Source organism: Chryseobacterium sp. KLBC 52 (genome assembly GCF_003347605.1).
Taxonomy (GTDB): Bacteria; Bacteroidota; Bacteroidia; order Flavobacteriales; family Weeksellaceae; genus Chryseobacterium.
Genome location: NZ_QDFZ01000025.1, coordinates 53,853 through 64,243, shown reverse-complemented (window position 1 = coordinate 64,243; position 10,391 = coordinate 53,853). Strand labels below are relative to the sequence as shown.

Here is a 10,391-nt window from a genome sequence, read left to right as displayed (position 1 = left end):
ATCTGGGTCAGCCACCCACGGATATTATATTGGTAATCTATCTGCTGAAGCGGAGAAGAAGCCGTAACTCCTCCTACTTTTTTATTCGTAACCTGGGAAATTTCATTATAGGTATTCTGAGCCAGGATTTCTTCAGCATTATTATCAATCTTATGTTTATGGGTAACCAAGCGGTTCTGACTGTCATAATCAAAGGTTTCTGTGATGACCCTTTCGGTATCCGTACTCAGTCTCTTATGCCTTGTTACAGTCTGTTTCGTGATTCCTGCAAAATCAAGTTTGGATTCTGTGCGGGTATAGCCTCCCAAATGATTCACAGAATGACTGCCAATAGCTCTTCCTTTCTGATCATAATAGGTATAATTCCTGGTCCAGTTGTCATCCTCAATATTCTTTACAAAACTCATTACAGGTAGTCCTTTGGTACTTCTTCCATCAGCTGTATGAGTGTCTGTCAATACTGGTTCTCCCTGAATTGTTGAAGGAAATGCCGGATTAAAACTGTAGGCAGGATAAGAGTCGTAATAATTAACCGACAAAATACTTTCAGGGGTAAAATAGACAGCGGTATAATAAATATTGATTCCATTCCTTACAAAACCTGTAGAATGGCGCGCATCATAAATAACCAAATCCTTGATCTGATCCTGTATTGTCGCCCTACTGTCATTTGAACTGAATATGCCTGTATAGGCAACTCTTCCCCACTGGTCATACTTGGTCATCAGCCATTTTCCAGATCCTTTCATATTGGCATCCTGGCTAAGCATCAGCCTGTCGGCTTTATCATATACCATAAACTCCCAGCCTTTGCCGGGAAGCTTTTTTTCCACAAGTCTTCCCCTGCCGTCATAACGGTACTGATAGCATAAGGTATTGAGTAGATCATCCGTAATAGACTTATGAACAGCCAGAGGAGGAATAACAAAAGCCAGCTGATCATATTCATTATAAACATAATAGGTATCCACATGTTCTGCAGGGCTCATGACTTTTCTTACTAATACAACCTGTCCTCTACCGTTTTTAAACTCTATGGTTTCATTATCATCCTCATCTTTGACAGAGTTTTTATACAATTGGTTGGGGGCATAAATGGTGGCAGGCGATAAGCTCACTACACTTTTTGTAGCTCCATCTACCCAGCTTGTGCTCGTGGTAAACTGATAGACTTCATTAAATCCGTTGGTGTCATAGCTAAACTTTACAGATTTTCCGTTCCAGTCATTACCTACCTGTTTCTGCTCCAGAATCCGATCCAATGGTGAGCTTTCCAAAACTTTTTCAGAATAGATCTTTTCATTACCGTAGGTTGTAGGATAAACACCCAAAGGTCCTGAATAATAGTTTCCATTGCTTGTGGAAAGTTGGGGAACAGGAAGATAATCTTTGACCTGTCTTCCGAACGCGTCATATTCAATATGAGTAACCACATCCCGTCCCAGTGGTGATGCAGCTATGTTAACAATCTGTTTTGCCCTTCCCAGTCCGTCAAAATACTGTACAGATTCTGAGGATTTTGTAGCTGTGGTACCATTATAATCCAGATACGTTTTGGTCTGAATATAGTTTTCATTGCTTGAAATCGTGGAAAGCTGGGCATAAGTTATATTGGATAAGAGCAACGCTCCTATTGGTATTATCAATTTTTTCATCAGTTTTAGTTTTTATAGTTGTATTTCATTTCCTTCAACACTTTGCCATTCACATCGATCACTTTCTGAAGTCTGTTAGCAGAGTCGTAAACATAGCTTTCCCTGATTCCGGATGGTGGTGTGATGCTTCTTACTCCTACTAAAGGATCATAAGTGTAAGTGGTAATCTGATAACCGGATAATGCAGCATTAGCTCTGAAGGTGTTCAATGCTGATAAGAAAGATGTTTCATCATTGTTAGGAGCTGCTAAAGCATCTGTGTTGGAAGCATTAACAATAGAATCTATTAATGACTGCTGGATGTCTGTTAATTTAGCTCCCTCAACCTTTGCAATGGGCTGGGTCTGGTTGTAACCCCAAACAATACAAACAGGAACTCCTTCTATTGTGGTATATTGGAGTAAATTTCCTTTTTCATCATACTTATCATAAGTCAATTCAGTAGAAACAACATTTTGTAGATCTGTAGAATTTACCTGGTAAGGCAATGCCAACCCTAAAGTTTTTGTGACTGCTTCAGTCTGACTGACAGGATACAAAGACTCTATTTTAGAAATTGTCACACCATTCTTTTGGGCTTCTGTCTCCAGTGGAATGCCAATCATATTTTTAGCTGTTAAATATTGATTGTTTTTTTCTTTAGCATACTTATATTTTGAGATATAAGTTCCTGCTCCTGACTCATTTTGGGTAACACTTGTTGGATAATCCTCCTGATTGTAGATAGTGTTTGTTGTTTTAACCACAGAATTCTGAATTCCGTTTTTGTAAAAATATGTTTTCTCTTCTCTTTGAATAGGTAATGTTGTTCCAAACTTTTCGAAACTTTTATAAGGGCTAGTGAGCATTACTCCCATGTTTAATTGATTATAAAGCGCTTGGTAACTACTGAAACCAAAAAGTTCCGAAACCATATTCTTTTCGTAATTGTCATAAAGCTTAACGGCATCATTTTTTTCAAATTCAGTTGTGGTATATTGCGTTGTAGTTTCTGAAATAATCTGGCCTGCTGCATTATAAACCTTTTCCGATACTTGCTGCCCTCTTAAATAATCAAGATTAGGAATAGGTACAACAGGTGGCACCGTAGATAAAATTCCATCATTTGGATAATCTATGGGAGATCTGAATGTATGAACAGTTTTACCTTTTCCATTGTCATCTTTATCTTTTTGTTCAACAGTTACATATTTATACCCCACATCGGAACCCTGTGTTTTCTGAACCGGTAGGATATTATAATCAGTGGTTACTTTAAAATCAGCACTATAGGTAATTGTAGGATTATAAAACTTATTTCTATAGGTGTAACTATCATCAAAGCTTGTGATCGGCTCCGGGAAGACAAGAGAACCGCTGCTTTTTTGTGGATCATTAATGTCTTTATAGTCATAAAAAAGTGCTTTGGTCGGTTCTGTAGAGGTCAGTGTATCAAAATATTTAATATTATTGATTCTTATTCCTCCACCTTTTTTAGTTAGGAAGCTATTAAATTGACGCTCTTTTGTGTAAGCTGTAAGATAATAGGTAATAGGCATCTGAGTAATACCCTTACTTCCTGTTAAGGATAAATAATAGGTTCCCGGTTCTAAAGTAATTGTTTCATAGTCATATTCTGTAATAGGTTCTCCGTTTGGTCCTAAGTTCTGGTTCATACACTGAGCGCCACTGTTGCTTATACATGACTGCCAGCTTAAGCCAAAGTTGGCAAGGGAAGCAGAGTAAGTATTGTCTGCGTTTTTTTTATAAATATAAAAATGCCAATTGGAATAAATTAAATTTCCAAGATCAAGATGAAGCTTGACTTTTTGTGGAGTCTGAACAGTAAAAAATTCTTCTTTTATGGATGAACTAAATGTATTTAAATCATAGGATACAAAAGTATTATCTATATCAACCCATTCCCCTGTTACAGATTCTGTTCCATTGGTATAGCTGTAAATATTCTCACCAAAATCAAATACTGCTTTTCCTTTTGCAGGGTATGTTAAAGATTTTAAAACGTCACTTCTATATGCATCATTTTCCCCTTTATAATATCCCCATTTATCTTTTTGAAGTATCCCTGAATTATTATAATAATCTAAGTTGTATTCCTGATTTTGTGTATTGGGTGCTGTCTTGGTAACTTTTACCAGCATCATTTTTTGCAACGTTTTCACCGGACCATTTTCAGGTTTTAAATTTGTATCCGAATACCCATAATCCAATACATATTTATCTACGTATTGTTGTGTATTTTGCCCAATATAATTTGATTGAACAGATTTTAGTTTATAAAGTTCTGTAGGCTCCATATAATTTGAATCCTGCCTTCCCTTTTCATAATTTAAATTAATTGTACCCTTTCCCCAGACATCAATGTTTGTTAACAACTTGGTATTGGTTGTATTATAAACATACTGTGTTTCAAAAGCTCCAGGCATACTCCCATCAGAGATTTCAGTGCTTCCACTGGTGTTGGAATACTGTACGTTTCCGGCAAGCCGCGTAATTGTAGTCGGAGTTTCTTCAAATTTAACAACAGAATTGAGATTATAATTAAAAGTGGCAAGAGTGTTATTATTCTGATCTTTGATATTTATAAGATTAAATGCAGCCCAATAATTTGCAATGTCCATACTTGGGTTAGGGTTACCTATACCACTTATAATACCTATTTTTACATTTGTAATAGATTTTTGAGACTTTTCCATCCCTTCAAAAGTGTATTTGATTCCTTTATCATCAACAATAGTAAAACTGGTAATTTCAGCTGGAGCAATATTATTAATGATGATCTGTAAATTATTTTTATCTAATTTTTCAGGTTTATAATTTCCATTATCATCTTTTATAATATAAAATCTTCCTGACTGTCCCATGAAATTGTATTGATATAGATCGTATTCTGTATCATACTTTCCCATGGCTGCTTCAAAACTATAATTATCAAGATCAATTGTTTGATCCTTTATCAATTTTGAAGTTGGATTATAAATTTCATTATAAATCCCATATTTTGTTTTTGGAGGAGAAGAGAATGGGATGGTTCTATTTTTCTCATCTGGGTTCCCTCCCCTAACTGTTCTTGAAATTGTCCCTCCTGCAATAAGGCTCCAACCTAATCCTGTTTCACTAGCTCTGTCATCGGGTTTAGCATTTAAGGGATGGTATTTAAGTTGTACAGCCATCACAACTTTAGAATTGATCGTTGGAATGCTGATTAAGGGAATATTTATATCAGGAACCCCTGTATAATAACTTACGGGAACTTCTTCAAATTTCATTAAATTGTTAGAAGTAGGTGCAGAAGCAAACATTTGGTTAATATCGCCAACATAACTTTTAGGATCACTTCCTCCTACTCCAGACTGTGCAAGAGTTGTATTGTGTAGTGAAGCTAGTAATAAAATTATAGCTATTCTATTTTTCTTCATAAATTAGTTTTTATTTCTTAATCAGTTTAGCATTCGCCGTTTTGTTATTATCTGTTTTTATCGTCACCAGATAAGCTCCCTGCACCAAAGCCTGGGTATTAATTTTAGTGACTCTGTTTTTGGTTTTTATGCTCTGAAGCTGTCTTCCACTCATATCATATAAGAGAATTTCTGCATCCTTAAAATCAAAACCTATTTCTACGTAAGCATAATCCGAAACTGGGTTTGGATAGATCTTGATATCATATTTTTCAATCAGCTGATCAACCTGTTTATCTCCCAGTTTTACAATCTTCCAGTTTTCTTTGCCCAATTCTTCAGCGCTGGTTCCGGCCAGAACAATAGAACCATCTCTGTTGAGTTTTAAATCGGAAAGCCTTTCTTCCTTCTTTCCGGATTCTCCTTTGACGTGTTTTCTCCACTGTTCATTTCCGTTTTGGTCAAGATAAAGCATCCAGAAAGTTTCGTCATCAGTTTCTATTCTTCCTTCTGCCTGCGTATAGCCCCCCAATAAAATTCCTTTCGAGGATTTATCATCTGCTGAATGAAGAACACTCATTCCCATCAGGATATCACGGTTTTTAAAATTGTAAGATTTCTGCCACTGCTCATCACCTCTTTCATTGAGAGCAATCAGCCAAAGATCTGTTCCTTCTTCCAGACCTACCGTTTTGTTTCCTGATCTTTCTGATCTGGATTCTCCCCCAATAATAAACCCAGTGGAAGTTAAAGCCAGGGTTCTCAAATGATCATCTCCTTTGCCTCCGAAGTTCTTTTCCCATTCTACTTTTCCGTTTTTATCGAGTTTTACGATCCAATAATCACCTTCTCCGAAATTTTCAGTTTGTTTCGAGTTTCGGGATACGGGATTCGGGTTTTGAACGTTTGACACAGAACCCGCATCTCGCATCTCGGAACCTTTTTCAGATCCCGAAACACGAACCTCGGAACTCCTTGAATACATTCCCAGCAATGCTCCTCCATCTTTCGTTGGAATCATCTTTTCCACTTCGTCTAAGCCTTTTCCACCTAAAATTAATTGGGAGAGTTCTTTTCCGTCTTTATCCAATTTTGTAATGAATACATCTTTGGAACCATAGCCTTTTGATGAATTTTGTACATTACCTGCAACAAAGAATCCTAAATCTGTCGTTTGAATGACAGCTCTTGCTTCTTCATCAGAAGAACTTCCCAAGGTTTTTTGCCATAGTTCATCTCCAAATTCATTGATTCTGATCAGCCAAATATCTGAACCGCCTTTGGAATCCTCTTTTTTATCCAATCCTTTTCCGGAATAAGATGTTCCGGCTAGTAAAAAACCTCCATCCTGAGTGGTAACAGTAGCTGACAGATAATCATGATTTTGTCCTGAGAAATATTTCTCCCAGACTTCCTGTCCCTGCTGGTTCAGTTTTACCAGGTGAAAATCGTAACCGTTGTTTTGCTTTTGACTGCTGGCTGCTTGCAGTTGGCTTTTAGAATGTATAGAACTTCCGGTAATAAGGTATTGCTGATCAATGGTTGTGGTGACCTGGCTTAGAAAATCCTGGGTAGAGGATTGGATGTCTTTCTGCCACACCACTTCCTGGGCAGATGCGCCCAAGACCGTGCATAAAGTGAATGCACCGAGATAGAATTTTTTCATTCTATGTTTTTTTGAGTTAGTAATTAGTTTCTTAAAACTTCGCGAATTTAACACTTTTTAAGATATGGAAATCATTTTTGTGTGGTATCCTGTAAATCATACTATTTTTAATTAAATTCTCTTTATTTATATCTGTTGTCATTCTATTATGGTGTAAAAATATCTATCCACTACGACAGAACCTGTCGTATTAAATTAAATTGATTTTAATTATTGACATAAAAAAACCACTCTTGCGAGTGGTCTGTTATTTTTGTTTTTATTTTACTGATAAATGACTTCATCATTCTTCTTGATCTGGTAGCTCTTTTTATGTGGAGTTAAGACATAGCTGTCTTTAATATAAGCTCCGCTTTTCCATATCTTTGCTTTTCCCTGCTTATCCAAAATAATGCTTTTTGCAGCTCCATCCGGAATAAAAACTTCAGCTTTAGTCATACTTTTATTGAAAATAACTGCCGTCATTGTAGTATAGCTTTTGTCTGAGTTTACTTCTTTGAGTTTTATCTTCTGATTGAAAGTTTGTATACAATTATTTCTTAATTGGGAATAGGTATATCCTGCGGAGCCGATACAACCGTGAACATCTCTGTCGCCTCCGAGAACAGGAGTATTTTTTTGTGCAAAAACGAATGAACCAAGGAACATGGCACTGAGTAAAATTATTTTTTTCATAGGTAAAATTTTTGTTTTCTGATGGATTAAAAATATCCCAAAAATGTGATATTAATTAATTTTTCTAAGGTACAAAAAAAAACCACTCTTGCGAGCGGTTTTTCTTTTTAAAACCGAATCTTACTGATAGATCACGATATTATCCTTTTTAAGCTGATATCCGTGCTTTTTGTAAGGAACCAATACATAGCCATCCTTTTTCCACGCTTTGGCTTTACCTCCTGCTCTGGTAAGGATAATGCTTCTTTCACCAGCATCTTTTACAAAAACCTCAGCTTGTTTCATGTCTTTACTGAAAATAACTGCAGCTATCGAAGTATAGCTGTCTTTCGGAGCTACTTCTGTCAACTTGATTTTCTGTTCAAAAGTTCTTATGCAGTCTTTCTTAATTTGAGAATAAGTATATCCTGCGGAACCAATACATCCATGTGCATCTTTGTCTCCACCTTTTATTGTTCCTTTTTGTGCAAATACTAAAGAACCCAGGAACATTGTGCTTAATAAAATTGTTTTTTTCATGTCGATTTGTATACTAATAATTACCCGAGGTATTATTAAAAATCGTGCCAAAAAAAACATCATAACACAATTTGGTGAATTACTTTCGGATATTACTTAGTCCAATTGATTTTTGAATGCTGAACATTGTCAGAGCTGGTTCCGATCATAATATCAAATTCACCTGATTCCCAGTCATATTTCAAATCGCCGTTATAGAATTTCAGATTTTCAGGAGTGATATCAAAAGTTATTTTTTTCGATTCTCCTTTTTTCAAAAATATTTTCTGGAAGCCTTTTAATTCTTTTACCGGTCTTGTAATACTTCCTACCATATCTCTGATATATAACTGAACCACTTCAGCTCCGTCATAGTTTCCTGTATTGGTTACTGTAACAGTTGCCTGAACAGTCTGATTTCCTTTCGCTGTAGTATTGGAAACAGTCATATCTGAGTAATTGAATTTCGTGTAGCTTAATCCGTATCCGAAAGCATATAAAGGAGTATTACACTCGTCCATATAGTTTGAGCGGAATCTTTCATAAGTACATTTATCTACTTTATCCTGGCTTAGCGGGCGACCTGTATTTTTAGCATTATAGTAGATTGGCACCTGTCCAAGGCTTCTTGGGAAAGTCATCGGAAGTTTTCCGGATGGGTTTACTTTTCCGAACAGAACATCTGCAATCGCATTTCCTGCTTCAGATCCGGCAAACCATGCATTCAAGATAGAATCCGGAGTATCTTTTACATTGGTTAAAGCCAATGGGCGACCTGTGAAAAGAACCATCGCGATTGGTTTTCCGGTTTTTTTTAATTCGTTGAGTAAGTCAACCTGCGACTGAGGAATGGTAATTTCTGTTCTTGAAGAAGATTCTCCACTCATTTCAGCAGATTCTCCGATAGCCAGAACAATCACATCTGCTTTGCTGGCAACCTCTACCGCTTCTTTTAATAATTCTTCTTTGGAACGATTGTCTCTGTCTGTTTTTTTACCATGAGCAGCATAAATTTCTTCTAATTTGGCATCATAGTCTATATTGGCTCCTTTTGCTGATAAAAACTTAACATCTTTTCCGTAGTTCGACTGTAATCCCTGCATCAAAGAAACTGAAGCTGCGTGTTTTGTAGCAACACTCCATGTTCCGGCCATATTCATTGAGTTATTCACCAATGGTCCGATTACAGCCACTGTTCCTGATTTTTTTAAAGGCAATACCTGATTGTCATTTTTCAATAACACCATGGATTGCGCCGCTGTATTTCTTGCTATATTACGGTTTTCCATATTATAGACTTCTTTTGCCGCTAACTTTGCATCTCCGTGCTTGTATGGATTATCAAATAAGCCAAGATCATATTTTGCTTCAAGAATTCTTCTTGCCGCCATATCAATTTCGGCTTGTGTCACTTTTCCTTCTGCCAGTGATTTTTTTAAAGTTGTTAAAAAACCTTCTCCCACCATATCCATATCAACTCCAGCTTTTAAAGCCAAAGCAGACACCTGCTGAAGGTCTCCCATACCGTGGTCTACCATTTCATTGATCCCGGTATAGTCTGTTACTACAAATCCTTTAAACTTCCATTGATTTCTCAATACTTCAGTCTGAAGCCATCTGTTACCTGTCGCAGGTACTCCATCCACTTCATTGAAAGAAGCCATTACTGAAGCTACCCCAGCATCTACTGCGGCTTTGTAAGGAGGGAAATATTCATTAAACATTCTTACATGGCTCATGTCAACGGTATTGTAATCTCTTCCGGATTCCCCTGCTCCATATAAGGCAAAGTGTTTCACGCAAGCTAAAATATTGGTTCCATTCGCAAGGTCTTTCCCCTGATAGCCATACACCATATTTTTAGAAATTTCACTTCCTAAATATGGGTCTTCACCAGAGCCTTCTGATACTCTACCCCATCTTGGCTCACGGGAAATATCTACCATTGGAGAGAATGTCCAGTTGATTCCGTCAGAAGCCGCTTCTCTGGCAGCTACTTTTGCTGACTGCTGGATAAGGTTCATATCCCATGAAGCAGCCAACCCTAGAGGAATCGGGAAAGTTGTTTCATACCCGTGGATCACATCCATCCCGAAAATCATAGGAATTTTCAGACGGCTTTTTTCTACAGCTACTTTCTGAACAGCTTTGATCTTATCTGCTCCTTTTATATTGAATAATCCGCCAACTAACCCCTGTTCTACTTTCTTTCCGATATCAGAGCTCTGTGCCTGTCCGGTAGTAAAATCTCCGGAAGTCGGAAGGTTCATCTGACCAATTTTTTCATCCAATGTCATTTTAGATAAAAGATTATCAACGAATGCCTTCTTTTTAGCCTGATACTGAGCCGTCTGATAAGACTGAACGGGCTTGGTTACCATTTCCTGAGCGGAAAATACAGGAGCCAATGCTAAGGTGGCGATTACAATTAACTTTTTCATAAATCTATCTTCTTAAATTATTGTTTATATTTTTTTGCTTTAATTCGATGAGTTTATC

6 protein-coding genes are annotated in these 10,391 nt (G+C 36.9%); all 6 read right to left on the bottom strand.

Annotation, left to right across the window (positions count from 1 at the left end):
• On the bottom strand, window positions 1-1,655 hold a 1,655-nt coding region (locus tag DDF69_RS20925; RefSeq protein ID WP_228411988.1), incomplete at its 3' end, for a DUF6443 domain-containing protein.
• Between the two features lie 5 nt (window positions 1,656-1,660).
• Complete coding sequence (locus DDF69_RS20920) at window positions 1,661-5,074, bottom strand: hypothetical protein (protein WP_114822487.1); 3,414 nt, start codon at window positions 5,072-5,074, stop codon at window positions 1,661-1,663.
• A gap of 10 nt (window positions 5,075-5,084) precedes the next feature.
• Window positions 5,085-6,719 carry a T9SS type A sorting domain-containing protein gene (locus DDF69_RS20915; protein WP_114822486.1) on the bottom strand — a complete coding sequence of 545 codons (1,635 nt, stop codon included), beginning with the start codon at window positions 6,717-6,719 and terminating at the stop codon, window positions 5,085-5,087.
• Window positions 6,720-6,983: 264 nt separating this feature from the next.
• Window positions 6,984-7,394, bottom strand: a complete 411-nt coding sequence (locus DDF69_RS20910) for a hypothetical protein (RefSeq protein WP_114822485.1) — start codon at window positions 7,392-7,394, stop codon at window positions 6,984-6,986.
• Between the two features lie 120 nt (window positions 7,395-7,514).
• Complete coding sequence (locus DDF69_RS20905) at window positions 7,515-7,913, bottom strand: hypothetical protein (RefSeq protein WP_114822484.1); 399 nt, start codon at window positions 7,911-7,913, stop codon at window positions 7,515-7,517.
• A gap of 92 nt (window positions 7,914-8,005) precedes the next feature.
• The gene (gene bglX, locus DDF69_RS20900; protein WP_114822483.1) at window positions 8,006-10,333 is read right to left on the bottom strand and encodes a beta-glucosidase BglX; all 2,328 of its coding nucleotides are present in this window, start codon (window positions 10,331-10,333) and stop codon (window positions 8,006-8,008) included.
• Between the last annotated feature and the right edge of the window lie 58 nt (window positions 10,334-10,391).

Excerpts from the sequence above, each read along its gene's own strand:
- DDF69_RS20920 (WP_114822487.1), bottom strand. The coding sequence starts at position 5,074 with ATGAAGAAAAATAGAATAGCTATAATTTTATTACTAGCTTCACTACAC.
- DDF69_RS20915 (WP_114822486.1), bottom strand. The coding sequence starts at position 6,719 with ATGAAAAAATTCTATCTCGGTGCATTCACTTTATGCACGGTCTTGGGC.
- DDF69_RS20910 (WP_114822485.1), bottom strand. The coding sequence starts at position 7,394 with ATGAAAAAAATAATTTTACTCAGTGCCATGTTCCTTGGTTCATTCGTT.
- DDF69_RS20905 (WP_114822484.1), bottom strand. The coding sequence starts at position 7,913 with ATGAAAAAAACAATTTTATTAAGCACAATGTTCCTGGGTTCTTTAGTA.
- bglX (WP_114822483.1), bottom strand. The coding sequence starts at position 10,333 with ATGAAAAAGTTAATTGTAATCGCCACCTTAGCATTGGCTCCTGTATTT.